We start from the raw sequence: 26048 nt of genomic DNA on the forward strand, positions 1-26048 counted from the left end.
GATGGTCGACATGACCGCAGAAATGACTCTCTCGGAGCAGGACGACGCGCGCCTCGAGCCGCGGCGGATGCATCCGGTCGCCCTCACCGCCGCGCTGACCGCGGTGATGGTCCCGGTGATGTCGTTCTTCAGCGTCAACGTCGCGCTCGGTGAGATCGGCCAGGACCTGAGCGCCTCCGCCGGCATGCTCCAGTTGGTGGTGGCGGCGTACGGCGTCGTCTACGCCTCGCTCGTCGTGATCGGCGGCCGGCTCGGCGACTCCTACGGCCGCAAGCGGGCCCTGGTCGCCGGCCTGACCCTCTTCGCCCTGACCAGTCTGCTGTGCTCGGTGGCGCAGACCCCCGGCGAGCTCGTCGGCGCCCGCGTCCTCCAGGGCGTCGCGGCCGCCTTCGCCATGCCGCAGGTGCTGGCCACGATCCACGCCAGCACCGATGGCGAGCATCGCAGCCGGGCGATCGCCTGGTTCGGCGCGACCGCCGGCATCGCCACCAGCCTGGCGTTCCTGGTCGGCGGCCTGCTGACCGACTCCCCCGTCGGCTGGCGCGCCATCTTCTGGGTCAACGCCCCGGTGACCGCGATCGTCCTGATCGGCATCGTGCGCTACCTGCCGGAGACCAAGGCGCCACACCGCACCGACATCGACCTGACCGGTGCCGGCCTGCTCGGTGCCACCATGACGCTGCTCATCCTGCCGTTGACCGAGGGCCGTGCGCTGGGCTGGCCCACCTGGACCTGGATCTGCCTGGCGGCCGTGCTGCCGGTCGGCGGTGCCTTCGTCGCCTGGCAGGACAGGCTCGGGCGACACGGCGGGCTGCCGCTCATCCCGCTGCCGCTGTTCCGCTTCCGCAGCATCGGGGTCGGCCTGCTGATCGCGGCACCCTTCTTCGTCGCCTTCGGCGGGTTCATGTTCATCTACTCGCTGGTCGCCCAGGCGGCCGGCATGTCACCCCTGCGGATCGGGGTGAGCCTGCTGCCGATGTCGCTGGCGTTCCTGGGCGCCTCGCTGGTCGCCGGCCGGCTCGTCCCTCGGTACGGCGCCAGCGTGCTCAGTGTCGGCTCGCTGATCGCGGTGCTCGGGTACGCCGCCGTCGGCTGGACCGTCGCGCACACCGACGGTGCCTTCACCCTCGGCGACCAGGTGGCACCGATGGTGGTCGCCGGCCTCGGCCTCGGCCTGGTGATGCCACCGCTGATGGGGATCGTGCTCGGCGGGGTCGACGGTCACCTGGCCGGACTCGGCAGCGGGCTGATCATCACCACCCAGCAGGCGGGCCTGGGACTCGGCTCGGCGGTCGTCGGGTCGCTCTACCTCAGCCAGGCCGACCCCGACGGGTTCGCCGGCACCGCCTACCTGCTGGCCGCGGTGATGCTGGTCATCGCCGCCCTCACCCGGCTCCTGGAGCCGCGCCGGCGTTGAGCGGAGGCTCAGGCGCCGGCGATCGGCGGAGCGGTCGGATCGCCGTCCTCCGGAGCACCCTCCCGGGCGACGTACTCCTCGATCTGCTCGAGGTCGTTCTTGTTCCGGGTGACCACCGCCAGCAGGTCGCTCATGGTGGAGACCTCCTCGACCTGCTCACGCACGAACCAGGTCATGAACTGCTCGGAGGCGAAGTCGGTCTCCTCGCGCGCGATCCGGTAGAGGTGGTGGACCTGGTCGGTGACCTTCTTCTCCTGCGCCAGAGCGAGCGCGACCGGGGCGACCACATCAGCGAAGTCGTTCTCGACGGCCTCGATCGCCGGGATCTCGACCTTCGCGTCGGTGTCGAGCAGGTACTTGACCATCATCAGGGCATGGTCGCGCTCCTCGGCCGCCTGGCGGTAGAAGAACGCGGCCATCTGCGGCAGGGTGAGCGCCTCGTAGTAGGCGGCGCAGGCCAGATACTGGTTGTGCGAGGCCAACTCGTTGCCGACCTGGACGTTGAGCTGGGCTACGAAGCGATCGGCTGGCATCCGGGCTCCTGGGGATCAGGCGGCCTTGGAGAGCCGCTTCTTGGTCACTTTGCTGCCGTCAAGGCTGACGAGCTTCCGCTTCTTGACCGTATACCCCTTGGGCAGGGTTCCCTCCTTGAGCATCCGAATCGGACACCGCCCGCAGCGGCTCTTCGAGACGCAGCACTCGGTCTTCGGAAGCTTCTTCTTGCCCACGGCAGGCATGGTAGCAGCGAGAGGTTAGGCTTACCTACCGCTGCCCGATCCGCTCGAGGATCGCTCCGCCAGGCCGTGGGCCGTCCGGATGACCTCGACGATGCCGGCCATGATCTCGGTGAGCCCGAAGTCCTTCGGCGTGTAGACGGCCGCCACCCCGAGCTCGAGCAGCCGCCGGCCGTCGGACTCCGGGATGATGCCGCCGACGATCACCGGGATGTCGCCGGCGCCGGCGGACCGCAGTCCGTCGAGCACCGCGGGGACGAGCTCCATGTGCGAGCCGGAGAGGATCGAGAGCCCCACGCAGTGCACGTCCTCGGCGACCGCGGCCGACACGATCTGCTCCGGGGTGAGCCGGATGCCCTGGTAGATGACCTCGAAGCCGGCGTCTCGGGCACGCACGGCCACCTGCTCGGCACCGTTGGAGTGTCCGTCGAGACCGGGCTTGCCGACCAGCAGTCGCAGTCGTCCCTCCGGCGAGCCGGAGAGCTCCGCTCCGGTCCGACGTACCCGCTCCCGCACCTGCGCCAGCGCCTCACCGGCCTCGGTGACTCCGACCGCGCCGGCCACGCCGGTGGGCGCGCGGAACTCGCCGAAGACGTCGCGCAGGGTCTGGGCCCACTCGCCGGTGGTGGCGCCGGCCCGGGCCGCGGCCAGCGTCGCCGACATCAGGTTGGTACGGGTCTTGGCCGCCGCCGCCAATGCGTCCAGGGCGCTGCTCACCGCGGCCTCGTCCCGCGCCGCCTTCCAGGCGCGGACGGACTCGATGGCCGCCTGCTCGGCCCGCGGGTCGGCGACCATGATCGCGGCGTCGAGGTCGGCGGTGAGCGGGGAGGACTCGGTGGTCTCGAAGCGGTTGACCCCGACGATGGTCTCCTGCCCGGCCTCGATGGCGGCGCGGCGACGGGCGTGACTCGAGACCAGCTCCGACTTCATGTAGCCGGAGTCGACGGCGGCGATCGCACCGCCCATCGCCTGGACGCGATCGATCTCCGCCTTCGCGCCGTCGACCAGCTCGCGCACCTTCGCCTCGACCACCGGGGATCCGTCGAACAGGTCGTCGTACTCCAGCAGATCGGACTCGAAGGCGAGCACCTGTTGTAGCCGCAGCGACCACTGCTGGTCCCAGGGCCGAGGCAGGCCCAGGGCCTCGTTCCAGGCCGGCAGCTGGACCGCGCGAGCACGGGCGTTCTTGGAGAGCGTCACCGCGAGCATCTCCAGCACGATGCGCTGCACGTTGTTCTCCGGCTGGGCCTCGGTCAGGCCGAGCGAGTTGACCTGCACGCCGTACCGGAACCGGCGCATCTTGGGGTCGGTGACGCCGTAGCGCTCCCGGGTGAGCTCGTCCCAGAGCTCGACGAAGGCGCGCATCTTGCACATCTCCTCGACGAAGCGGACCCCCGCGTTGACGAAGAACGAGATCCGGCCGACGACCTTGCCGAAGTCGTCCTCGCTGACCTGCTCGGACGCCTTGACCGCGTCGAGCACGGCGATCGCCGTGCACATCGCATAGGCGATCTCCTGGACCGGCGTCGCTCCGGCCTCCTGCAGGTGATAGCTGCAGATGTTGATCGGGTTCCACTTCGGGATGTGGTGCACGGTGTAGGCGATCACGTCGCTGATCAGCCGCAGCGAGTGCTCCGGCCCGAAGACGTAGGTCCCGCGGGAGAGATACTCCTTGATGATGTCGTTCTGGGTGGTGCCGGCCAGCTGGGCCGCCACCTCCTCCGGGTCGACGCCCGGGTTCTGCTCCTCGGCGACCACCTGGTACATCGCCAGCAGCCACATCGCGGTCGCGTTGATGGTCATCGAGGTGTTCATCTCGGTCAGCGGGATCTGATCGAAGAGCTTGCGCATCTCCCCCAGGTGCGGGACCGGTACGCCGACCTTGCCGACCTCGCCACGGGCCAGCGGGCTGTCCGGGTCGTAGCCGGTCTGGGTCGGCAGGTCGAAGGCGACCGAGAGCCCCGTCTGCCCCTTGGCCAGATTCGTCCGGTAGAGCGCGTTGGAGGCCTCCGCCGTGGAGTGCCCGGCGTAGGTGCGCATCACCCACGGCCGGTCCTTGGTCGCGCGCCGCTCGTGCGCCGGATCCGGGCCCGGGCCGGACTCGGGCTGTGTGTCGCTCATGGCCCGAGACTAGGCCGCTGGTTACGGGTTGGTAACCGTCTGTGATGTGGAAAATGCCACGTCACCGACGCTGGACAGACGGCCTCGATCAGGCGATCAGGCCGTTCTCCACCTCGACCCGAGGGTAGAGCCGGGAGAGGTGCAGCATCCGGCGGACGGCCGGGCAGCAGCCGCGCAGCGTCAGCCGCCGACCCTCGGCATGTGCCCTCCGAGTGGCGAAGGCCAGCACCCGGAGCGCGGTCAGGTCCACCGCGCGCACCTCGGTGACGTCGACGACCGCGTCGCCCTCGACCGCGTCGAGATGGTCATGGATGGCGGCACGCACCTTCCAGGTGGTGCGCGCGTCGAGCTCTCCGCTCAGCCTGAGCGTCTGTCCGTCTGTGGCGATGTCCATGTCGGCCCCCACCGAGATCGCTAACCGCGTACGTCGATGAGACGTCCGCTACCAACAACTATGACGCGCGAACCACGCGATCGGGTTGCACCACTCCAGTCTCATCTTGCTTTCGGCGCGGATTCCGGCGCAGATCTCGACACGGATCTCGGCGCCGACGCCGATGAGGAGCCGCCGAGTCGCCGCCAGATACTCGTGGTGAGCGCGGCCGCGACGCCGGCGATCGCGGCATCGGCCGCGACCAGGGCCGCCTCGGCGGCGGCCAGCACGACGACGGGAAGCGCCAGCAGTCGGAGCAACAGGTGACCCCGCGAGACCGTCCCCTCACGAGACGCCACGCGATCGAGGGTGAGCGCCAGGACCGTCGCGAGCATGACCACGTCGAGATCGAGCCCGGCGGCGCGCTCGACCCGGCAGGCGGCGTACCAGGTGCCGAGCACGGACACCATCGAGACCAGCGCCTCACGCCACCCGGTACGGAGCGATGCCATTCGCCTCTCCTCATAGGACCCTAGGCCTGTGCCCGACCCCTCCACGATCGCCACCGGCGATTCTCGAGCGCCTCGCCGCGGCGGACGTCGACGGCCGTAGGCTCGGCCCATGGTCAACCTGACGCGCATCTACACCCGTACCGGCGACGCCGGCGAGACCCGGCTCGGCGACATGAGCGTGACGGCGAAGACCGACCGGCGGCTGGAGGCGTATGCCACCACCGACGAGACCGGGGCGGCCATCGGCGTCGTACTCGCCCAGGCGGCGGCCGCCGCCGAGGGCGACGGGCTGGATGCGGACGTGGTGCGGGTGCTCACCACGATCCAGAACGACCTCTTCGACGTCGGCGCGGATCTGTCCACGCCGATCGTCGCGGACCCCGAGTTCCCGCCGCTGCGCGTGGAGCAGAGCTACATCGACCGGCTCGAGGCCTGGTGCGACGAGTTCAACGAGCCGTTGCCGAAGCTGCGCTCCTTCATCCTCGCCGGCGGCACCGTCGCCGCCGCCCATCTGCACGTCGCGCGGACCGTCGCGCGACGTGCGGAGCGGGCCGCCTGGGCGGCCTACGAGGTGCACGGCGCGACGATGAACCCGCTGGCGCTGACCTACCTCAACCGTGTCTCGGACCTGCTCTTCATCCTGGCCCGCTACGCCAACCGCGGCGCCGGCGACGTGCTGTGGGTGCCCGGCGGCGAGCGTTGAGCCCGGCTGGGGCAGGGGTCGGTGGGAGATCGTCCGAGCGGTCTCCGGGCCACCGGTCCCGCCGACTCCGCTCTGTGGGCGGAGCCTGACAGAATCCATGGCGTGATCCTGGACCAGCTCACCGATGAGGTGCTGCGGGATGCCTTCGACCCGCTGACCCTTCATCGTGCCCGCGGCTACGCCGCCGAGGGTCGGGTCTCCGGCATGAGGATCACCGAGATGGAGAGCTCCTTCCTCACCGCCTCGGCCGATGTCCAAGGCACCAGGCCGGCGCCGTACCGGGTCAATCTCACCTTCGAGAGCGACGAGAGCGGACCCTGGCTGGTGACGACCTGCAGCTGCCCGGTGCATGCGGACTGCAAGCATGGCGCCGCGCTCGCGCTCACCCTGGCGGCGCCGCGCGAGGACCCGGCCGCGAGCACCGACTGGGAGGCGCGGCTGCGCGCGCTGCTCGATCAACTGGCCCAGGACCTCGGTCCCGAGGACCATTTGGCTCCGCTCGCGGTGGAGTTCGAGGTCGAGTCGACCCGGACCGGCCTCGGTGCCCACTCCGCACCCGGGTTGCGGCTTCGCCCGCTCCGGCTGGGCCATCGCGGCCGCTGGGTGAAGACCGGCGCGGAGTGGTCGGCGATCCAGCGCGCGACCCCGGGCCACGACTTCCCCCGTGCCCAGGTCGCCGCGCTCAAGGAGCTCGCCCGGGCACTTCCGCCGTACGGCTACTCGGTGGGCGCCATGGCCGTGCCGGCCGACGAGTTCGGCGATCATCTGGTGCGCCTGCTGAGCGCCGCCGCGGAGGCGGAGGTGACCTTCCTGCCCGGCACCGGCCTGCGGGAGGTCCGGCTCGCCGAGGAGCCGCTGTCCTGGGCCGGCGCCGCGTCTCGGGAGGACGACGGCACCGTGCTCCGCTTCGGCGTCCGGTACGACGATCAGCTGCTCAGTGGCCCACCGGTGCTGCCGATCGGGCGACCGGCGCACAGCGTGGCGCTGCTCCGTGCCGGCGTCCTGGTCGTCGGCCGGCTCGCCGAGCCGCTGCCTGACCACGCCAGACGACTGGTGATCGACCGCGACCCGCTGCGGGTGCCGCTCACCGACACCGACCGCCTCGAGCCGCTCCTCGGCCCGCTGGCCCGACTGGTGAGCATCGACTCGCCGGACGACTCGGTCCCGGTGCCGGAGCCCCTTCCCCCGATGCTGCGGCTGAGGGTGACCTGGCGCGCGGCCAGTCGCGCCGAGCTGCACTGGGAGTGGGCCTACGGCCCGCGCAGCTATGGGTTGGGCTCCCGCGAGGATCTCGGCCTGGTGCGAGACCCCGATGCCGAGCGGGAGCTGCGCGCCCGCATCCCCGACTCGCTGCGCCACCTGCTCACCGTCTCCACCCGCGCCCACGGCGACGCGCTGGAGCTCGCCATCCACCACCTGCCGGCGCTGCGCGAGGTCAAGGACCTCGAGGTCGTCGAGGTCGAGCGTCCCGACTTCCGGGAGAGCCTCGAGGATCCGCAGATCAGCTTCGAGGTGAGCGGTGACGGCCCCGAGCACACCGACTGGCTCGACCTGGAGGTGGTGGTCAGCGTCGACGGCGAGCAGGTGCCGCTGCCCGACGTGCTGGCCGCGCTCACCCGCGAGGAGGACTTCCTCCTCCTGCCCAGTGGGCTGTATCTGAGCACCGACCGGCCCGAGCTCGCCCGGTTGCGGGAGGTGGTCGCCGCCGCCGCGCAGCTGCGCGAGCGCGACGGCGACCGGCTCTCGGTGGGCAAGCACGACCTCGGCGTGTGGGCGGAGCTCGCCGAGCTGGGCGTGGTGGACGCGCAGGCCGCCGCCTGGGTGGCCAAGGCCCAGGCGTTGCGCGACCTGGTCGAGATCCCCAGGCCGGTCCCGACCGGCCTGGCCGCCACGCTTCGTTCCTACCAGCAGGACGGCTTCGCCTGGCTGAGCTTCCTCCACGACCAGGGCCTCGGTGGGATCCTCGCCGACGACATGGGGTTGGGCAAGACGCTGCAGGTGCTCGCCACCATCGCTCGCGCCAAGGCGGCCGGCGGCACCCGTCCGTTCCTGGTGGTGGCGCCGACCAGCGTGGTCCCGGCGTGGCGGAGCGAGGCCGCCCGGCACACCCCCGGTCTGCGGATCGGCATGGTCCAGCGGCGGGTGGACGACGTCGCCGCGATCGCCGCCCGAAGCGACGTCGTGGTCACCAGCTACGCGATGCTGCGTCTGGAGCAGGATCAGTTCGGCGGCCAGGAGTGGGCGGGACTGATCCTGGACGAGGCCCAACAGGTCAAGAACCACCAGAGCAAGGCGTACGCCGCCGTCCGCCGGATCGAGGCACCCTTCCGGCTGGCGGTGACCGGGACGCCGTTCGAGAACCGGCTGATGGAGCTGTGGTCCCTGCTCTCCATCGTCGCGCCGGGGCTCTACCCCTCCGCCAAGACGTTCCGGCAGCAGGTGGTCACACCGGTGGAGAAGCAGGGCGATGAGCTCGCGTTGGCCCGCTTCCGCACCCGGATCCGGCCGTTCCTGCTGCGCCGTACCAAGGAACTGGTCGCCGCCGACCTCCCGCCCAAACAGGAGCAGGTGCTCACCGTCGAGCTCTCCGCCCGCCACCGCCGGCTCTACGACGCCCATCTCGCCAAGCAGCGCCAGCGGATCCTCCGGCTGCTCGACGACTTCGACGGGAACCGGGTCGCCATCCTCAGCGCCATCACCCGGCTGCGCCAGCTCGCCCTCGACCCGGCGCTGGTCGACGCCGAGCACGACCATGTCGGCTCGGCGAAGCTGGACGTCCTGCTCGACCATCTGGTCGAGCTCACCGCCGAGGGCCACCGGGCGCTGGTGTTCAGCCAGTTCACCACCTTCCTCGATCGGGCGCGGCGCCGGCTGGAGGAGGCCGGCATCGAGCTCACCTACCTGGACGGTGCCACCCGGGACCGCGAGGGTGTGGTGGAGCGGTTCCGCACCGGTGCGGCACAGGTGTTCCTGATCTCGCTCAAGGCCGGCGGCGTCGGGCTGACCCTGACCGAGGCCGACTACGTCTTCGTCCTGGACCCGTGGTGGAACCCGGCCGCCGAGGCCCAGGCGGTGGACCGCGCGCATCGGATCGGACAGACCGAGAAGGTGATGGTCTATCGGCTGGTGTCGGCCGAGACCATCGAGGAGAAGGTGATGGAGCTGCAGGGTCGCAAGGCCGAGCTGTTCGCCCGGGTGGTCGACGGGGAGGGCCTGATGAGCACCGCCATCGACGCCGACGACATCCGCCGCCTCTTCGACCACTGACCGCCCGGACCGCGCCGGGGGTCGGCGGACGACCCGGTCCGGTCAGCGGACCAGCGAGTCCGCCACCCGAGGCGGCCGGGCGGCGGTCACGGTGATCGCCGCCGGGAGCATCAGGCAGGCGATGACGACCAGCGAGTCGAGGGTCCCGACCCGGTCGCCGAGGGCGCCGAGGAGCGGCGGGAACGCCAGGAACGCGGTGTACCCGATCGTCGACACCACCCCGACCCGGGCGGCCGCCCGGGCACCGTCGTCGGCGGCGGCGCCCAGCCCGACCGGGAAGCCGAGCGCACCGCCGATGCCCCAGACCACGATCGCGGGGAACGCCAGCGCGAGCCGACCGCCGTAGACCACCGTCAGGATGCCGACGAAGGCGCAGACGGTGCAGCCCCACAGCATCGGCGCCCGCCCGAACCGGTCCACCGCCCGCGCGCCGAGCAGGCGGCCGAGGGTCATCGCCACCACGAACGTGGAGTACGCCGCCACCCCGACCCAGTGCGGTGTGTCGTAGCCGTCGATCACCGCCAGGGTCAGCCAGTCGTTCGCGCTGCCCTCGACCGCCGCGAAGGCGAACACCATCACCCCGAGCAGCACCGTCCGCGGCTCCCGCCAGGCAGCGAACGCGGACCGGCCCGAACCCGGGCGGGCGGCCTCACCGTGCTCGGTCGGGGCCTGGGACGCCGGGCGGGGACGCTCGGCGAGGTAGGCACGGGTCCCGGACAGGGAGAGCGCCGTGACCAGCACCGCCGCGCCCGCCAGATGGACCGGCAGCGGGAGCTGCAGGGCGGCCATCGGAACCCCCACCAACGCGCCCGCGACCGAGCCGAGGCTGAACATGGCGTGCAGCTGCGGCAGGGTGGTGCGGCGCAGCCGCCGCTCCACCTCGGCCCCCTCCACGTTCATCGCGACGTCCCAGGTGCTCATCGTGCAGCCGTATCCGGCGAGCATGACCGCCACCAGCCAGACCACCCCGGTGACGACGAAGACCGCGGCGAGGAACAGCGCCGTGGCACACACGACGGTGGCCACCCGCACCACCACGGTGGGACCGAAGCGGGTCACCACCGGGCCGGCGAACGGGAGCGCGGCCACCGAACCCGCGGCGGCGCACAGCAGCAGCAGACCGAGGCCGCCGTTGGACAGCGCCAGCGCCGAGCGGATGTCGGGCAGCCGCGACACGAACGAGGCGAACAGTGCCCCGTTGGCGGCGAAGACCATCGCCGATCCGGTCCGCGCGGAGCGAAGGGCGCTGCTCATGGCACCATCGAATCAGGGAGGGGAGCCGGCCCGCGAATCAGCGAGGACGACGCCGCGAAGGGCCGATGAGACGCCGTTGACCCGGCTACTTGATGCTCCAGTCGGTGCCCGGGTTGCGCGACTCGAGCCAGGCCTGGAAGCCGATCAGGGACGACTCCGACATCGCCAACTCGACGCTACGAGCACCGGAGCGGCACTCGACCACGACATGGTCGGGATAGAGCGACATCTGCTCCAGGCCGGCCGGCGTACGGCTGGAGACGAAGGTGAGCTGTGCTCGCTCCCAGATCCTCTTCGGACGTGGATCGAGGGAGAAGACCCGGAACCACTCCAGGGTGGATCCGGAGTATCGCCCGAGCCCGAGAAGCCAACCGCGTCCGGGGTGTCCACCCCGGACGCGGTGACTGAGCTCGAACGTGCCGCCGTGGCGAGCGATGACGCGTCGGCGCACCATGAGGGCCACGCCATAGACCACGACCAGCGCGAGGAGAACGCCTACTGCTTCCAGCAGCCACTCCCACAGCGCCATCCAGGTCTGCCCTCTCGCCTCAGGATGCCTTCGCCGCCGCGTCGACGCGGGCCTGGGCCAACCGTACGGCGGGATCGAACTCGGCGCTCGCACCGGCCGCCGTCTTCGCCTCGTCGAGCTCGGCGCGGGCCTGGGCGGCATCGATCTCGCCGCCCAGCCAGACGTGCTCGGCGAGCACCGAGACCCGGTCGTTGGCCACCGAGATGAATCCCCCGTCCACCGAGGCGATCACCTTCTCGTTCGTCCCGCTGATCTCCACCACGCTCGGGCTGAGCAGCGAGAGCAGCGGCTGGTGGCCACGCAGGACGCCCAGATCGCCGTCGACCGTGCGGGCGCTGATCTGGGTGGCCTCACCCGACCAGACCGTCCGGTCGGCCGCGACCAGCTCGACGTGCAGTGCCTCGGCCATCTCAGAGGCTCTTCTGGATCTCAGCCCACTTCTGCTCGACGTCGTCCAGACCGCCGCACATGAAGAAGGCCTGCTCGGCCACGTGGTCGTAGTCGCCGTCGGCGATCTTGTTGAACGCCTCGATCGTGTCCGCGACCGGGACCGTGGAGCCCTCGATGCCGGTGAACTGCTTGGCCACGTAGGTGTTCTGCGACAAGAACCGCTGGATCCGGCGAGCCCGAGACACGATGATCTTGTCCTCCTCGGAGAGCTCATCGACACCCAGGATCGCGATGATGTCCTGCAGCTCCTTGTTGCGCTGCAGGATCTGCTTGACCCGGATCGCACAGTCGTAGTGCGCCTGACCGATGTACTGCGGGTCCAAGATCCGCGAGGTCGAGGTCAACGGATCCACCGCCGGGTAGATACCCAGCGAGGCGATGTCACGCGACAGCTCGGTGGTCGCATCCAGATGAGCGAACGTGGTGGCCGGCGCCGGGTCGGTGTAGTCGTCGGCGGGCACGTAGATCGCCTGCATCGAGGTGATCGAGTGACCCCGGGTCGAGGTGATCCGCTCTTGCAGCGTGCCCATCTCGTCGGCCAGGTTCGGCTGATACCCCACCGCCGACGGCATCCGGCCCAGCAGCGTGGAGACCTCCGAACCGGCCTGGGTGAACCGGAAGATGTTGTCGATGAACAGCAACACGTCCTGGTTCTGCACATCGCGGAAGTACTCCGCCATCGTCAGCGCCGACAGCGCCACCCGCAACCGGGTACCCGGCGGCTCATCCATCTGACCGAACACCAAGGCGGTCTGCCCGATGACGCCGGCCTCGTCCATCTCGACGATCAGGTCGTTGCCCTCACGGGTCCGCTCCCCCACCCCGGCGAAGACCGACACACCACCGTGGTCACGGGCCACCCGGGCGATCATCTCCTGGATGAGCACGGTCTTGCCCACCCCGGCGCCACCGAACAGGCCGATCTTGCCGCCCTGGACGTACGGGGTCAGCAGATCGATGACCTTGATCCCGGTCTCGAACATCTGGGTCTTCGACTCCAGCTGGTCGAACGCCGGCGCCTTACGGTGGATACCCCACCGCTCGGTGACCTGGAGCTCGCTGGCCGGTACGTCGAGGACGTCGCCGGTCGCGTTGAACACGTGTCCCAGCGTCGCGTCGCCGACCGGCACGGTGATCGGTCCGCCGGTGTCGCGCACCGAGGCACCGCGCACCAGCCCATCGGTCGGCTTCAGCGAGATCGCGCGGACCACGCCGTCGCCGATGTGCTGGGCGACCTCCAGCGGCAGCACGCTGGTCTCGCCGCCCAGGGTCACGTCGACCTCGAGCTTGTTGTAGATGTCGGGCATGGCGTCGACGGGGAACTCCACGTCGACGACCGGACCGATGACCCGGGCGATGCGCCCGGCGGCCCCGGCGGCCGCCGTACCGGCGGTCTCTTCAACCGTTGCAGTCATGTCACTCACTCTTCTCAGATTCCGGTAGGGGTCAGTCGTTCGCGGAGCTGGCGTCGGCGAGGGCGTTCACGCCGCCCACGATCTCGCTGATCTCCTGGGTGATGCCGGCCTGGCGTGCCTGGTTCGCGATCCGGGTGAACTTCTTGATCAGCTCGTCGGCGTTGTCGGTGGCCGACTTCATCGCCTTCTGTCGGGCGGCCAGCTCGGAGGCGGCGGCCTGCAGCAGGGCAAAGAAGACCCTGCTCTCCACGTACTGCGGCAGCAGCCCGTCCAGGACCGCCTCGGCGGACGGCTCGAACTCGTACAGCGGCAGGACCTCGCCCGGCTCGGGTCGGGTCTCGCCCTCCACGACCTCCAGCGGCAGCAGCCGGACGGCGGTCGGGGCCTGCACCAGCATCGACTCGAACCGGGTGTAGACGACGTGCACCTCGTCCACACCGACCGCGCTCGCCTCGGATCCGGCCTCGGCCGCGCCGGCGAGGAAGACCTCGATCAGCGTGCTGCCGATCTCCTTGGCCACCTCGTAGGTCGGCTGGTCGGAGTGCCCCGTCCACGATCGCCGCACCGGGCGACCGCGGAACTTGTAGTAGGCCTCGCCCTTGCGGCCGGAGATGTAGAGGTCGACCTGCTTGCCCTCGCCACGCAGCTTCTCCACCAGCGACTCCGCTTCCCGGATGGCGCTGGAGGAGTAGGCGCCGGCCAGACCACGGTCGCTGGTGACCACCAGCACCGCAGCCCGGGTGGCCGACTCCGGCTCGGTGGTCAGCGCGTGGTCGACGTTGGAGTACGTCGCCACCGCGGAGACCGCCCGGGTCAGCTCACGGGCGTAGGGCGCAGCCGAATTCGCCCGCTGCTGCGCCTTGATGATCCGCGACGCGGCGATGAGCTCCATCGCGCGCGTGATCTTCTTCATCGACTCCGTCGACTTGATCCGCGCGCGGTACTCGCGCAATGACACAGCCATGCGAGGACCTCACGCCCGCTTCTGCTTGACGATCTGCTCCTGCTCGACGTCCTCGTCCGCCAGCGGGGTCGCCTCCTCGTGACCGGCCCGGATGAACCCGCCGTCGGAGGTCTGGAACTCGCCGAGGAAGTGGTCGTACGCGGCGGCCAGCTCCGACTCGGTGGAGTCCTCGAACTTCGTCGTCTCCCGGATGACGGACAGGATGCCCTCGTGCGAGTTGCGCAAGAAGTCGAGGAACTCCTGCTCGAACTTGAGCACGTCCACGGTCGGGACGATGTCGAGACGACCGGAGGTGCCCAGCCAGAGCGAGACGGTCATCTCCGCCAGCGGGTACGGCGAGTAGGCCGGCTGCTTGAGCAGCGCCATCAGCCGCTGGCCCCGGTCGAGCTGCTGCCGGGAGGCGGCGTCCAGGTCGGAGGCGAACATCGCGAAGGCCTCCATCGCACGGTACTGCGCGAGCTCGACCTTGAGCGAGCCGGTGACCGCCTTCATCGCCTTGGTCATCGCCGAGCCGCCGACGCGGGAGACCGAGACGCCGACGTCGATGGCCGGACGCTGGTTGGCCGCGAAGAGGTCGGACTGGAGGAAGATCTGGCCGTCGGTGATGGAGATGACGTTGGTCGGGATGAACGCCGAGACGTCGTTCGCCTTGGTCTCGATGACCGGCAGGCCGGTCATCGAGCCGGCGCCCATGTCGTCGCTCAGCTTCGCGCACCGCTCCAGCAGCCGGGAGTGCAGGTAGAAGACGTCACCGGGGTAGGCCTCACGACCCGGCGGACGACGCAGCAGCAGCGACACCGCGCGGTAGGCCTCGGCCTGCTTGGTCAGGTCGTCGAAGACGATCAGGACGTGCTTGCCGTCGTACATCCAGTGCTGGCCGATGGCGGAGCCGGTGTACGGCGCCAGGTACTTGAACCCGGCGCTGTCGGAGGCGGGAGCGGCCACGATGGTGGTGTACTCCAGGGCGCCGGCCTCCTCCAGGGCACCGCGCACCGAGGCGATGGTGGAGCCCTTCTGGCCGACCGCGACGTAGATGCAGCGCACCTGCTTGGTCGGGTCGCCCGAGGCCCAGTTCGCCTTCTGGTTGATGATCGTGTCGATGGCGATGGTGGTCTTGCCGGTGGCCCGGTCGCCGATGATCAGCTGACGCTGGCCACGCCCGATCGGGGTCATCGCGTCGATGGCCTTGATGCCGGTGGCCAGCGGCTCGTGCACCGACTTGCGCTGCATCACCGTCGGCGCCTGGAGCTCCAGGGCACGGCGACCGGTGGTCTCGATCTCGCCCAGCCCGTCGATGGCGTTCCCGAGCGGGTCCACCACCCGGCCGAGGTAGCCGTCGCCGACCGGGACCGAGAGGATCTCGCCGGTCCGACGGACGGCCTGACCCTCCTCGATCTTGTCGAAGTCACCGAGGATGACGACGCCGATCTCGCGGGTGTCGAGGTTCAGCGCGATGCCGAGGGTGCCGTCCTCGAACTCGAGCAGCTCGTTGGCCATCGCCGAGGGCAGTCCGCTGACGCGCGCGATGCCGTCGGCGGTCTGGGCGACGACGCCGACCTCCTCGGTCTTCGCGGCCTCGGGCTTGTACTCGGCGACGTACTTCTGCAGTGCGTCGCGGATCTCCTCCGGACGGATGGTGAGCTCCGTCATCTGCTGATGCCTTCTCTCTCGTTCCTTCAAGTTCTTCGGTGGTCGGGCTCTTCGGTGGTCGAGCTCTGGTCGAGACTCAGCCGGCCAGCCGTCGGCGAGCGTCGTCGAGGCGGCTGGCGATGGTTCCGTCGACGATCTCGTCCCCGGCCTCGACTCGGACGCCGCCGATCAGGGTCGGGTCGACGACGACGTCGGCGTGAACCGCGCGGCCGTACTGCCGCGAGAGCACGCCGTTCAGGCGCTCCGCCTGGTCCGTGCTCAGCGGCGCGGCCACATGGACGGTGACGACGCTCTCGCCGTGGATCTCCCCGGCCAGCCGGCGGTAGGACGACAGCGCCGCCGGCACCGTGCCGTAGGAGCCGGCCAGCGCCTGCTTGGCCAGCCGCAGGGTCGCGTCCTGGAACCTGCCCGCGAACAGCGAGTCCAACAGGCCGGCCTTGTCCCCCACGGTCCGGGTCGGGTCGGAGAGCGCGTCGCGCAGGTCCGGGTAGTGATCCACCACCCGGCGCAGCTCGAAGAGCTCGGCGGACAGGCGCTCGCCGTCGGAGGCGGAGCAGATCGCGGCGACCTCGGAGAGCCGCTCGACCGCGTCCGGCAGATCGGTGCTGCGGGTCCAACGACGCGACGCCGCCTCCGCCAGCGCCGCCACCGCAGCGGGCTGGTCCACCCGGGTGAACAGCTCGGTGGCCAGACCGGCCTTCGCCTCGCCGGGCACCGTGGTGTCGGTGGCGTAGCGGCGCAGCGCGGGCTCGGTGCGGAAGGTCTGCGCCGCCGAGAACAGCGCCCCGGCGGCCTTGTCGGCCGCGGACCGGTCGCCGGCCAACTGGTCGACCAGCTGGTCGGTCAGGGCCGCGACGGCTTCGGCCGACGCTCCGCGGAAGTCCATCAGTTCACACCGCCCGCCGGCGTACCGGACTCCAGCTCGGAGAGGAAGCGCTCCACGACCCGGCTCTGCCGAGCGTCGTCCTCGAGGCTCTCGCCCACGATCCGGCCGGCCAGGCCGGTCGCCAGGCTGCCGACCTCGGTGCGCAGCGAGGCGACGGCCTGCTGGCGCTCGGCCTCGATCTGGGCCTTGCCGTGCTCGACGATGCGGGACGCCTCCGCCTGAGCCTGCTCGCGCATCTCGGCGATGATCGCCGCGCCCTGCTCGCGAGCCTCCTCGCGGATCTGGGCGGCCTCGCGACGCGCATCGGCGATCTGGGACTGGAACTCGTCCCGGGCCGAGACCGCGTCCTCCTTCGCCTGGTCGAGGTCGGCGAACTGCTGCCGGATCGCCTCCTGCCGCGCCGTCATCGCCTTGTTGATCGGCGGGATGACGTACTTGGCCAGGAGGAGCACGATGACCACGAACGCGATCAACTCCACGATGAACGTGCCGTTGGGCACGAGGAAGTTGCTCGCCAGCGGGTTCAGGTCGCTCACTAAGGTGCTCATCTACCTCTTGGTCCTTTGTCTAGTACGGGTCGTGCGGGCCCCGGTCGGGGCCCGGTCACTTACCCAGGACGAAGACGAACAGGGCCATGAAGGCGAGGTTGATGAAGAACATCGCCTCGACCAGACCCACGGTCAGGAAGAAGATGGTCTGCAGGCGGCCCTGGGCCTCCGGCTGACGGGCGACGCCCTGGATGTACGACGAACCGGCCAGGCCGTCACCGACGCCGGCACCGATCGCGCCGCCGCCGAGCGCAAGCCCGCCGCCGATGAAGGCGCCGGCGGTCTTGATAGCCGAATCAATGTCTGCCACTGTCTCTCCTTGGTTCTGCGTCGGGGTCCGACGCGTGGAATGTACCTCTTGGAACGGACCGAGCCGGGGCTCAGGCCGCTGGTTCGGGGGTGGTGCCGTGCTCGGCGCTCTCCTCGTCGTGGTCACCGTGACCGCCACCCGCCATGCCGAAGTAGAGCACCGTCAGCAGGGCGAAGATGAACGCCTGGATCAGGCCGATGAACATGTCGAACAGCTTCCACGCGATGGTGCTCAGGAACGCGAGCACACCACCGAGCGGGGCCGGGCCGATCTTCCAGGCGACCAGACCGGCGATGAGGCCGATCATGATCCCGCCGGCGAAGATGTTGCCGAAGAGTCGCAGTGCCAGCGTGACCGGCTTGATGAGCTCCTCGAGCACGTTGAGGAAGGTGAAGACCACCCGGATCGGGATGTCGATCCCCTTCTTGTCCGGAAAGATGCTCTGCCCGACGAAGTGCTTGAAGTACTCCTTGGCGCCGCGCTGGCGGATGCCGAAGACCCACACCCCGACGATCACCAGGATCGCCATCGCATAGGTGAGGTTGGTGTCCGAGGTCGGCGCCACGAAGATCTGGGTCGCGTCGTCGTTCGTCTTGCTGGGGATCATCTCCAGCCAGTTGGCGATCAGGATGAAGAAGAACAGGGCCACCGCGAGCGGAACCACGAACGGGTGCACGAAGCCGAGGTTGTCCTCGACCTGGGTCTGCACCTCCTTGACGATCGTCTCCCACAGCAGCTGCAGCTTGGTCGGGACGTTGTCCTCACGTCGCCGCACCAGTTGCCGGCGCAGCAGCAGGCCGAGCGCCACCACGATCGCGCCCGCGATCAGCGTGTTCCAGATCGTGTCGGCGTTGAAGGTCATGCCGAGGACGTGCCACTCCGGGTGCTCGCCCGGGTGGATGTCGATCTCGAGGGGCAGCAGGCCGCTCATTGATGCTTCAGCTCCTTCAGCAACGGGAGGGTGGTCATCACCAGGGCGATGAGGCGGAAGATGGCCAGGCCGAGCAGCACCCCGATGCCGTCGGGCCAGAACAACGCGGCGATGGCCACCGCGACGACCGCGAGGATGGACAGCCGCACGATGGTGGCGCGGGTGAGCTCCGCCCGGGTCGGCGTACGGCCGCTGGAGATCACCTTGAGCAGCCAGTACTCGGTGGCGAGATGGTTGAGCAGTCCGAGCAGGATGCCGGCCGCCAGACACCCGGGCAGCACCCACGAGCCGAGCTGGTAGAACCAGAGGCTGAAGATCATCAGACCGAGGGCGATCAGCTCGATCTTGCGCTGGTCGACGATGACACGGCCGATGCTCGCCTGGGGAAGGTCACTGCCCTCCGGGGTTGCGTTGGTCACGATGTCACCTCACTCCGACGTGTCTCGAAACGCCCGCGCGACCCGCATCGCGAAACCGACGCAAGCGAGCACGATCCCGACGGCGACGCCGAGAACCGCGCCCAGTGGTGCGAGTCCGGTGAGATGGTCGACGAGCAGCCCGAGCGCCGTACACCCGACCACGCAGCCCACCAGGAGACCTCCGAGACCGAGTAGATCTCGGCCTCGCAGTTGCTGGTCAGCTCGCTGGTCTGGCATCGAAACCGATCGGTATCTGGAAGGCCCCACGCATCGGACGCGCCGCGCGCAGCAGATGTGGACGTCGCCCCGACGTTCGACCGCAACGTATCACAGCGATCGCCACCCCAGATCGCCCGGTCTGGCCCGGGCCGGGTGGCGCTCTGAGCGGTCGTCAACATCGGCGGCCGTTTCTGTGGTGTAGGTGTGGGGTCGGCCACCGGGACGAGCGATCGTCCGATGGCTCGTGAAAGCTATCACAAGCGCTTCACGGCGAAGAAATTGATCGTTCCAGCTCGTCCGGAGCCGGCACGGGGCGCCGGCTCCGGTAGGCCGGCAGCAGGAAGGTGAGCACCAGGGTGACCACCACCGCGGCGAGCAGGCCGCCCCACATCGCCGGCCCGGTGTAGAGGCTGGCGAACACCGACCCGAAGCCGACCAGCGCGGCCCACAGCCACATGATCAGCACCGCACGGCGTTGGGAGTGGCCGATCTCCAGCAGCCGGTGATGCAGATGCTGCTTGTCCGGCGAGAACGGCGACCGCCCGGCCCGGGTGCGGCGGACCACCGCGAGCACCAGGTCCGCGAGCGGGACCACCAGGATCATCACCGGCAGCAGCACCGGCAGCAGCGTGGGCAACAGGCTCGCCTGCGATCCGCGGGCTCCCTCGGCCAGATCCGTCGGAGTGAACTGCCCGGACAGGCTGACCGCGCTGCCGGAGAGCACCAGGCCGATGAGCATCGAGCCGCTGTCCCCCATGAACAGCCGGGCCGGGTGCCAGTTGTGGATCAGGAAGCCCGCGCAGGCCCCGGCCAGCGCGGCGCTCAGCAGCGCGGCGGTGGTGGCGCGGCTCAGGTCGTTGAACCGGGTCAGCTCGTAGCAGAACAGGAAGAACGCGACCGCGCCGATCCCGACCACACCCGCGGCGAGGCCGTCCAGTCCGTCGATGAAGTTGACCGCGTTGACGGTGGCGACCACCACCAGGCCGGTCAGCAGCGCGCCCTGGGAGTCCTCGAAGGAGAACTGCACCCCATCGGGCCGGGTGAAGAAGATGTACTGCACGTTGAAGGCGATCAGCACGGCGGTCGCCAGGATCTGCCCGCCCAGCTTGGTCAGCGCGTCCAGCTCGAAGATGTCGTCGATGATGCCGACCACACAGATCACCGCGCCGGCCAGGATCACCACCCCGGTGTCGTGCACCACGTAGGAGGCGTCGGCCAGGAAGGGGAGCTTGCGGGCCACCAGGTACGCCGCGACCAGACCGCCGAGCATGGCCAGACCGCCCATATAGGGCACCGGCTCGGCGTGCACGTCCCGGTCACGCACCCGGGCCACGGCACCGGTGCGCAGGGCGATCTCCCGGGCGATCACGGTCAGCAGGTAGCTGACCACGGCCGCGACCAGGAAGACCAGCAGGTAGGCACGCATCAGGCGTCGCCGTCGTCCTGCTTGGTCAGTGAGACGGTCTGGTCGTCGTTCTGGTCGTCGTTCTGGTCGTCGTTCTGGTCGTCGTTCTGGTCGTCGTTCTGGTCGTCGGTCTCGGCGTCGGTCTGGTCCTCAGCCTGGTCGGTCGCGTCCGTCGCGTCCGTTGCGTCCGTCTCGGCGTCGAGGTCTTCGTCGACTTCGTCGACCTCATCGCTCTCGTCGGCCTTATCGGCCTCATCGGCCTCGTCGTCGGGATCCTCGATGAGCAGCTTGAGGTCGTGCTCGGCGAGCAGCTCGTTGAGCCGGGCGACGCCGATCGCGCCGAGCCGGAGCAGCCTGGGCTCCTCACCGGTGGCGTCGATGATGGTCGAGGCCACTCCCCCGGACGCCGTACCCCCGTCGAGGATCGCCTCGACCTTGTCGCCGAGCATCTCCTCGGCCGCCTCGGCGTCGGTGGCGGCCGGATCGCCGGTGGTGTTGGCCGAGCTGACCGCGAGCGGCCCGACCCGGTCGATGACGTCACGGGTGAGCTTGAGGTCCGGCATGCGTATCGCGACGGTGCCCCGGGCCTCGCCCAGATCCCACTGCAGCGAGGCCTGCTCGTGGCAGACGATGGTGAGCGGTCCGGGCCAGAACTTCTCCACCAGGGTGCGGGCCCAGTCCGGCACCCGCGTGGCCAACGCGTCGAGAGTGGCGGCGTTGGCGATCAGCACCGGTGGAGGCTTCTCCCGACCGCGGCCCTTGGCGGCCAGCAGCTGGGTGACCGCGCCCTTGTCGAAGGCGTCCGCCGCCAGGCCGTACACGGTGTCGGTGGGAAGGACGACGAGTTCGCCGTCGTGGAGCGCCTCGGCCGCCGCCTCGATGGCGGCCTCGCGTTCCTCCTCGGTGGCGGTGGGATATCGGGTGCTCACGCCTCTCCTCTCCTGCCCGCGCCGCCGGGCACGGCGATCGCGTCAACCCTCATCGTGCCAGTCGCGCGGTGGTGAAGCGTGCACGCCCTGCCAGGTCCTGATGATCGCGTACCGCGCACCACCGGCCCGACGCGCCGAAGATGGCCGGCACGGATGCGGCCTGGACCTCGGCGTGCTCGACGCCGAGTACGCCGCCGGGGCGCAGCAGCTCGGCGGCACGGCGCTCCAGCGCGCGGATCGCGTCGAGCCCGTCCCGGCCAGAGAAGAGCGCCATCTCCGGGTCGTGCTCGCGGGCCTCGGGGGCCACCGACTCCCAGGCCTCCCACGGGACGTAGGGCGGGTTGCAGGCCACCACGTCGACGGTCCCGAGGAGTTCGGGGAAGGCGGTGGCGAAGTCTCCCTGACGCAGGTCGACCCCGGTGCCGGCGAGATTGCGCTCGGCCCAGGCGAACGCCTCCTCGGACAGCTCGACGGCATGGATCAGCGGCGCCGGCCGTGCCTCGGCCAGCTCGTCGGCCAGACTCGCCGCGATGGCACCGCTGCCGGTGCACAGGTCGACGACCACCGGCGCCCGTCCGGTACCGGCCACCGCGCTGGCCTGCTCGATCGCCCAGCCGGCCAGCAGCTCGGTCTCCGGCCGTGGCACGAAGACGCCCGGGCCGACGGCGAGGGCGAGGTGGCGGAAGTGGGCGGTCCCGGTGAGATGCTGCAGCGGCTCCCGCGCGGCCCGGCGGGCGATCAGGTCGGCGTACCGGCTCCGCGTCGCGGGCGGCACCTCCTCGACCAGCACCAGACTCGCGCGCTCCGTCCCGAGCGCGTGGGCGAGCAGCTCGGCGGCATCGTGCTCCGGGCTGGGCACGGCCGCGGCGCGCAGCCGGGCGGTGGCCTCGGCGAGCAGCTCGCGACGGGTCATGACTCCAGCGCCGCGAGCCGCGCCTCGAGGTCGGCCTCGACCGCCGAGTCGAGCACCGGCCCGAGGGCACCGTCGAGCACCTGGTCGAGGTTGTAGGCCTTGTAGCCGGTGCGATGGTCGGAGATCCGGTTCTCCGGGAAGTTGTAGGTACGGATCCGCTCGGAGCGGTCGACCGTGCGCACCTGGCTGCGGCGGGCGTCGCTCGCCTCGGCGTCGGCCGCGTCCTGCGCGGCCTGCAAGAGCCGGGCGCGGAGCACGCGGAGCGCCTGCTCCTTGTTCTGCAACTGGGACTTCTCGTTCTGCATCGAGACCACGATCCCGGTCGGGAGATGGGTGACCCGTACCGCCGAGTCGGTCGTGTTCACGCTCTGGCCACCGGGGCCGGAGCTGCGGTAGACGTCGATGCGCAGGTCGCTCTCGTCGATCTGCACGTCGATCGGCTCGGCCTCCGGCATCACCAGGACCCCGGCCGCGCTGGTGTGCACCCGACCCTGGGACTCGGTCACCGGCACCCGCTGGACACGGTGCACCCCGCCCTCGAACTTCAACAGCGCGTACGGCGCCCGGCCCGGCTCGGAGGTCGTCTTGGCCTTGACCGCCACCGTCACCGACTTGTAGCCGCCCAGGTCGGAGCCGGTGGCGTCGAGGATCTCCACCCGCCAGCCCTGGGTCTCGGCGAACCGGGTGTACATCCGCAGCAGGTCGCCGGCGAAGAGCGCCGACTCCTCCCCGCCCTCCCCGGACTTCACCTCGAGGATGGCGTCCTTGTCGTCGGCCGGGTCCCGCGGCACCAGCAGCCGCCGCAGCCGTTCCTCGGCCTGCTCGCGGCGCTGGGTGAGCTCGTCCGCCTCCGCGGCGAAGACCTCGTCCTCGCCGGCCAGCTCGTGTGCCGCCTCGGCGTCGTCACCGAGCTGCCGCCACTCCCGCCAGGCGCCGATGATCGCGGACAGCTCGGCGTAGCGCTGGTTGAGCCGCTTGGCCAGCCGCGCGTCGGCGTGGGTCTCCGGCTCGGCGAGCCGCTTCTCCAGCTCGGCGTGCTCCTCGACGAGCCCCTCGACTGCCTCGAACATCTGCTCACCTCGATCCGGGCCGGGGACGGTTTCACCGGTTCACCGGTGAAACTGGCACTTCCTGCGTGTTGCACCGCGCAGGAAGTGCCAGTTCTGCGCAGGAAGCACGCACGCCGGCCCCCGCATCATGGCGGGGGCCGGCGCTCGGACGGTGCTACTTCTTGCCGTAGCGGGCCTCGAACCGGGCCACTCGGCCGCCGGTGTCGAGGATCTTCTGCTTGCCGGTGTAGAACGGGTGACACTGCGAGCACACCTCGGCGCGGATGACGCCGCCGGTCTTGGTGCTGCGGGTCTCGAACGTGTTCCCGCAGGTGCAGGTGACCTGGGTGAGCACGTAGTCAGGGTGGATGTCGGGCTTCATGAGGTTCCTCTCGATCGTTGGGCGCCGGGTCGCCTCCGCTGGAGCGGGGACGTGAACCGGAGCCGATGCGTGAGCATACGGTGAACGCGGGCCGGACCAGAAATCTTCCTGCTCGGCCCGCGCCGTCACAGCACCGCGTCGTCGGCGACCTGCTGGACCCGGGTCAGGAACTCGACGTTGGTGTGGGTCGCGCGCAACCGCGCCAGCAGCCGCACCAGACCCTCCTCGGCCCCCAGCTCGGCCACGGCTCGCCGTACCTTGCGCAGCAGGGCCAGCTCGGCCTCACCGATGAGCTGCTCCTCGTATCGGGTGCCCGAGGCGATCGGGTCGAGCGCCGGGAAGATCCGCTTCTCGGCATACTCCCGGCGCAGCCGGAGCTCGGCGTTGCCGGTGCCGTCGAACTCCTCGAGGATCAGCTCGTCGGTGACCGACCCGGACTCGACCTGGGCGGTGGCGAGGATCGTCAGCGAGCCGCCGTTCTCCACGTTGCGGGCAGCGCCGAAGAACCGCTTGGAGGGATAGAGCGCGGCCGAGTCGACGGTGCCGGCCAGCGCGCGGCCGGCCACCGGAGCGGACCCCGCCGAGGCATGGCCCTGGGCGGCCAGGTTGTAGGCCCGGCCCAGCCGGGTGATGCCGTCGAGAAGTACGACGACGTCATGGCCGAGCTCGACCAGACGCTTGGCCCGCTCGATCGCCAACTCCGCCACGATGGTGTGATCCGCCGGCGCCCGGTCGAAGGTGGACGAGATCACCTCGCCCTTGACCGAGCGCTCGAAGTCGGTGACCTCCTCCGGGCGCTCGCCGACCAGGACCACCATCAGGTGGCACTCGGGGTTGTTGCTGGTGACGGCGCCGGCCACCTGCTGCAGCAGGGTGGTCTTGCCCGCGTCGCCGGGCGAGACGATCAGGCCACGCTGACCCTTGCCGATCGGAGCAACCAGGTCGATCAGCCGCCCGGTGAGGTTCTCCGGGCCGCTCTCCAGCCGGAGCCGATCCTGCGGGTGGATCGGAGTGAGCTTGGCGAACTCGGCGCGATGCTTGGCGGACTCCGGGTCCACCCCGTTGACGCTGTCGATGCGCACCATCGGGTTGTACTTCTCCCGGCGCTCGCCCTCGCGCGGCTGGCGGACCTGGCCGACCACCGCGTCACCGCGGCGCAGGCCGAGCCTCTTGACCAGCGACAGCGAGACGTAGACGTCGTCCGCGCCCGGCAGGTAGCCGCTGGTCCGGACGAAGGCGTAGTTCTCCAGGACGTCGAGGATGCCGGCCGCGGGCACCAGTACGTCGTCCTCGAGGATCATGGTGTCCGGCTCGTTGCGGCCGTTGCGAGTGCGGTCTCGCTCCCGGCCGCGACGGCGCCGGTTGCGGCGGCCGCCGGACTCGCCGTCGGCATCGTCGGCCTCGGCGGCCTCGTTCTTGGCCTCCTCGTTGGCGGCGCTCTTGGCCTGGTCGTTCCGGGCCTGGTCGTTCCGGGCCTGGTCGTTCCGGGCCTGGTCGTTCCTGGCCTGGTCGTTCCTGGCCGGGCTCTGGGCGGCCTTGCCCTGGCCGTTGCGCGCGTTCTGGTTCCCGGCGGCCCTGGTCTGACCCGACCCGCCCTGACCCGATCCACTCTGCGCCGCGGCTGCCTGGTCGCCCGCGGTCGTCTCCGCGGCCGCCTGCTTCTGCTGCCGTGCCCGGCGCTGCTGACGCGGCCGGGACTCGGCGGAGGTCTCGGTCTGCGCGGACTCGGTCGGCGTACCTTCGACCACCGCCGACTGGGTGTCCGCGGGACGGGCGGACCCCGCCTCGTCCGTCGCCGACGGCGGTGCCGACGCCTTCCGGCCACGCCGCTGCCGCCCGCTTCGTGCGGCCGGCTCCTCGGGCTGCCCGGTCTCCCCGGTCTGCCCGGCCTCCCCGGTCTGCGAGGCCGCGCCCCTCCGGGACCGGGACGACGCCGAGCGCTCCGGTGACGCCGGTGATGCCGACGCGGCCGAGGACGCCCGCGCGGTCTGTGCCGTCTTGATGGCCTCGATCAGCTGGGCCTTCTTCATCGAGCCACTGCCCGAGATGCCCATGCCGGCGGCCATCGTCTTGAGGTCCGCGATGAGCATGGAGTTGAGTCCGCCGCGCCGCTTGGCGGGTGCGGATTCGCTGGTTTCCGTCACGTGAGGTCCTTCCCACGTATCTGCCGACCGACGTACGACGTCGACGGCGTGCCTTGTCAGAACTTCATCGCCCGCGCCGGCGGCCTACGACATGGTGTCGCGCGCCCGTTCGGACGACGAAGGAGAGAACCCGGCAGGTGAGCCTGCCGGAGTGCGCCGATGGGCGCGTCGCCAATGTAACACTCCGAGCCACCGGCCTCTTTCCCGGCCTCCCGGACTCACACCACCAGGGCGCCGTCGAGGTCGACCCGGAGCGCCTGCGCCACCCAGCCGTCCGGGCAGCGGGCGAGCAGATCGAGGGAGTAGGAGGAGTCGACGCCGGTGCCGAAGGCGAGGACCGTCGGACCCGCGCCCGAGACGATGGCAGCGAACCCGGCGGCACGCAGCTCGTCGACCAGGTCCAACGAGTCGGGCATGGCGGGCCGGCGATACTCCTGGTGCAGGAAGTCGCGGGTGGCGCGCAGCAGCTGCTCCGGCGCCGCGGCGAGTGCCGCCACCAGCAGCGCGGCCCGGCCGGCGTCCGC

25 protein-coding genes and 1 pseudogene are annotated in these 26048 nt (G+C 70.4%); 3 read left to right on the forward strand and 23 right to left on the reverse strand.

Annotated features, from left to right (window positions below; translation table 11 throughout):
• Positions 1-10: 10 nt before the first annotated feature.
• Positions 11-1417 (forward strand): MFS transporter, encoded by a 1407-nt coding sequence (locus tag QM638_RS17105; RefSeq protein ID WP_415143824.1) that lies wholly within the window; start codon positions 11-13, stop codon positions 1415-1417.
• Positions 1418-1425: 8 nt separating this feature from the next.
• Here QM638_RS17105 and QM638_RS17110 read toward each other — a convergent pair whose 3' ends face one another.
• From QM638_RS17110 to QM638_RS17130, 5 genes are all read right to left on the reverse strand, one after another.
• Entirely contained in the window at positions 1426-1950 is a 525-nt protein-coding gene (locus QM638_RS17110) for a ferritin (RefSeq protein ID WP_415143826.1), read from the reverse strand.
• Between the two features lie 15 nt (positions 1951-1965).
• Entirely contained in the window at positions 1966-2154 is a 189-nt protein-coding gene (locus tag QM638_RS17115; protein WP_415143828.1) for a hypothetical protein, read from the reverse strand.
• A gap of 21 nt (positions 2155-2175) precedes the next feature.
• Positions 2176-4272 (reverse strand): protein meaA, encoded by a 2097-nt coding sequence (locus QM638_RS17120; protein WP_415143830.1) that lies wholly within the window; start codon positions 4270-4272, stop codon positions 2176-2178.
• Between the two features lie 88 nt (positions 4273-4360).
• Positions 4361-4666, reverse strand: a complete 306-nt coding sequence (locus QM638_RS17125) for an STAS domain-containing protein (protein ID WP_415143832.1) — start codon at positions 4664-4666, stop codon at positions 4361-4363.
• A 101-nt stretch (positions 4667-4767) separates the two neighbouring features.
• Positions 4768-5157: a hypothetical protein gene (locus QM638_RS17130; RefSeq protein WP_415143834.1), complete on the reverse strand. Its 390-nt coding sequence runs from the start codon at positions 5155-5157 to the stop codon at positions 4768-4770.
• Positions 5158-5266: 109 nt separating this feature from the next.
• On the opposite strand from QM638_RS17130, the gene QM638_RS17135 reads away from it, so the two are divergent.
• Both QM638_RS17135 and QM638_RS17140 read left to right on the forward strand, forming a co-directional pair.
• A complete protein-coding gene (locus QM638_RS17135; protein WP_415143836.1) occupies positions 5267-5860 on the forward strand; it encodes a cob(I)yrinic acid a,c-diamide adenosyltransferase in 594 nt (197 codons plus the stop codon).
• A 102-nt stretch (positions 5861-5962) separates the two neighbouring features.
• Positions 5963-9127: an SNF2-related protein gene (locus QM638_RS17140; protein ID WP_415143838.1), complete on the forward strand. Its 3165-nt coding sequence runs from the start codon at positions 5963-5965 to the stop codon at positions 9125-9127.
• A gap of 42 nt (positions 9128-9169) precedes the next feature.
• Here QM638_RS17140 and QM638_RS17145 read toward each other — a convergent pair whose 3' ends face one another.
• The 18 genes and pseudogenes from QM638_RS17145 to QM638_RS17230 form a co-directional block, all read right to left on the reverse strand.
• Positions 9170-10381, reverse strand: coding sequence for an MFS transporter (locus tag QM638_RS17145; protein ID WP_415143840.1), 1212 nt, complete (start codon positions 10379-10381; stop codon positions 9170-9172).
• An 85-nt stretch (positions 10382-10466) separates the two neighbouring features.
• Entirely contained in the window at positions 10467-10910 is a 444-nt protein-coding gene (locus QM638_RS17150) for a DUF2550 domain-containing protein (protein ID WP_415143841.1), read from the reverse strand.
• A gap of 19 nt (positions 10911-10929) precedes the next feature.
• Positions 10930-11319 carry a F0F1 ATP synthase subunit epsilon gene (locus tag QM638_RS17155; RefSeq protein WP_415143843.1) on the reverse strand — a complete coding sequence of 130 codons (390 nt, stop codon included), beginning with the start codon at positions 11317-11319 and terminating at the stop codon, positions 10930-10932.
• Position 11320: 1 nt separating this feature from the next.
• Positions 11321-12775 carry a F0F1 ATP synthase subunit beta gene (gene atpD, locus QM638_RS17160; protein ID WP_415143845.1) on the reverse strand — a complete coding sequence of 485 codons (1455 nt, stop codon included), beginning with the start codon at positions 12773-12775 and terminating at the stop codon, positions 11321-11323.
• Positions 12776-12806: 31 nt separating this feature from the next.
• Positions 12807-13739, reverse strand: a complete 933-nt coding sequence (locus QM638_RS17165; RefSeq protein WP_415143847.1) for a F0F1 ATP synthase subunit gamma — start codon at positions 13737-13739, stop codon at positions 12807-12809.
• 9 nt (positions 13740-13748) lie between these two features.
• Positions 13749-15389, reverse strand: coding sequence for a F0F1 ATP synthase subunit alpha (atpA, locus tag QM638_RS17170; protein WP_415143849.1), 1641 nt, complete (start codon positions 15387-15389; stop codon positions 13749-13751).
• Between the two features lie 76 nt (positions 15390-15465).
• Positions 15466-16275 carry a F0F1 ATP synthase subunit delta gene (locus QM638_RS17175; RefSeq protein WP_415143851.1) on the reverse strand — a complete coding sequence of 270 codons (810 nt, stop codon included), beginning with the start codon at positions 16273-16275 and terminating at the stop codon, positions 15466-15468.
• Positions 16275-16823: a F0F1 ATP synthase subunit B gene (locus QM638_RS17180; RefSeq protein ID WP_415143853.1), complete on the reverse strand. Its 549-nt coding sequence runs from the start codon at positions 16821-16823 to the stop codon at positions 16275-16277. Before QM638_RS17180 ends, QM638_RS17175 begins: the two co-directional genes overlap by 1 nt.
• A gap of 55 nt (positions 16824-16878) precedes the next feature.
• Positions 16879-17133 carry a F0F1 ATP synthase subunit C gene (locus QM638_RS17185; RefSeq protein WP_415143855.1) on the reverse strand — a complete coding sequence of 85 codons (255 nt, stop codon included), beginning with the start codon at positions 17131-17133 and terminating at the stop codon, positions 16879-16881.
• Positions 17134-17203: 70 nt separating this feature from the next.
• Positions 17204-18064, reverse strand: coding sequence for a F0F1 ATP synthase subunit A (atpB, locus tag QM638_RS17190; RefSeq protein WP_415143857.1), 861 nt, complete (start codon positions 18062-18064; stop codon positions 17204-17206).
• On the reverse strand, positions 18061-18483 hold the full coding sequence (locus QM638_RS17195; protein WP_415143859.1) for an ATP synthase subunit I: 423 nt from the start codon (positions 18481-18483) through the stop codon (positions 18061-18063). The genes atpB and QM638_RS17195 overlap by 4 nt, the downstream gene beginning before the upstream one ends.
• Before the next feature lie 484 nt (positions 18484-18967).
• A complete protein-coding gene (locus QM638_RS17200) occupies positions 18968-20128 on the reverse strand; it encodes a glycosyltransferase family 4 protein (RefSeq protein WP_415143861.1) in 1161 nt (386 codons plus the stop codon).
• Entirely contained in the window at positions 20128-21036 is a 909-nt protein-coding gene (locus tag QM638_RS17205) for an L-threonylcarbamoyladenylate synthase (protein WP_415143863.1), read from the reverse strand. Before QM638_RS17205 ends, QM638_RS17200 begins: the two co-directional genes overlap by 1 nt.
• A gap of 49 nt (positions 21037-21085) precedes the next feature.
• Entirely contained in the window at positions 21086-21949 is an 864-nt protein-coding gene (prmC, locus tag QM638_RS17210) for a peptide chain release factor N(5)-glutamine methyltransferase (protein WP_415143865.1), read from the reverse strand.
• Positions 21946-23019: a peptide chain release factor 1 gene (gene prfA / locus QM638_RS17215; protein ID WP_415143867.1), complete on the reverse strand. Its 1074-nt coding sequence runs from the start codon at positions 23017-23019 to the stop codon at positions 21946-21948. The genes prmC and prfA overlap by 4 nt, the downstream gene beginning before the upstream one ends.
• 154 nt (positions 23020-23173) lie before the next feature.
• Complete coding sequence (gene rpmE, locus QM638_RS17220; RefSeq protein WP_415143869.1) at positions 23174-23380, reverse strand: 50S ribosomal protein L31; 207 nt, start codon at positions 23378-23380, stop codon at positions 23174-23176.
• Between the two features lie 125 nt (positions 23381-23505).
• Entirely contained in the window at positions 23506-25524 is a 2019-nt protein-coding gene (rho, locus tag QM638_RS17225; protein WP_415143871.1) for a transcription termination factor Rho, read from the reverse strand.
• Between the two features lie 218 nt (positions 25525-25742).
• Positions 25743-26048 (reverse strand): annotated as a pseudogene (locus tag QM638_RS17230) (homoserine kinase); the annotation flags it as partial.

The organism is Nocardioides sp., from assembly GCF_047606145.1.
Classification (GTDB): Bacteria; Actinomycetota; Actinomycetes; order Propionibacteriales; family Nocardioidaceae; genus Nocardioides.